At 54.8% G+C, this 907-nt stretch carries 1 protein-coding gene; it reads right to left on the bottom strand.

Going from position 1 to position 907, the window contains the following annotated elements:
- On the bottom strand, window positions 1–484 hold a 484-nt coding region (locus AC1DKD_RS41605), incomplete at its 3' end, for an AAA family ATPase (RefSeq protein ID WP_477144782.1).
- Between the last annotated feature and the right edge of the window lie 423 nt (window positions 485–907).

Raw genomic sequence — 907 nt, 5'->3', positions numbered from 1 at the left:
GGGTCATGATCTCCTCTCGCATTCGAGTTTTGCCGTTGATGTTGTTGAGCATCAATGCGGAAGCCAACTCTGGATTCACTCGACGCTGGACGTTTGCTACTTCACGAATCATGGCCATGGTGCTGAAAAGGTCCGCTGGCGAGGGCCCCATGGGGATCAGACAGAAATCAGCAACCTTGAGTACTTCTGGCGTCCTCGGGTCTTCCAGATTGCCCGGGCAGTCCACCAGGATGAGATCATATTTGCTCTGGAGCTTCCTGATCTCGTTACCTATTTTCTCACCAGCGGGAGCTAGGCTCGTGACCGAAACTTGGAGGGGCTCCGCGCCGCTCGTAGCCCACCGCAGTGACGTGTTCTGTGGGTCCGCATCCACTAGTGCCACTTCGCTGCCACCAGCCTGAAAAGCCGAGGCCAAGTTTAGGCTAAGCGTCGTCTTCCCGACGCCGCCCTTTTGGTTCGCAACTGCTATTGTGAATGCGGGCATACTTGCTCCTGGAATATTCTCGGAATTTTATGCGTCACATTTTTTAGAGGCAAGTAGTGTTACAGATGGGGTGTGGTTGTCACGTAACAACTTCCTGACGCTCATCCATCGACTTGGTCACGCCCGCCTGGGCGGGCCGGCTTTGGGCAGTTGTCACGTAACAACCGGCCCTGGGCGGTGGACTCCACATCGATCCGATTTGCAACAATCTCTGAGTCGGCGATCCGTACCAATTTGGTGCTTTCACGAACATTGCTCGGGCCGACAGCCTTGCGTACAGCGTTAGCTATCCAACCGCCACTGGGAGCCCACTCAGGACGACGCCATGCGTTTCCGGATAATAACTACGAACTGGGCGTTTAGTTATCCAGGCCCTATTGGTTTGCATCTGTTTGCGCATCAAGCCGTCGATTTGAATGGACG

Source organism: Cupriavidus sp. 05T313 (assembly GCF_056396665.1).
The sequence above is the reverse complement of the archived record's forward strand: the minus strand, read 5'-3'. Positions and strand labels throughout refer to the sequence as shown.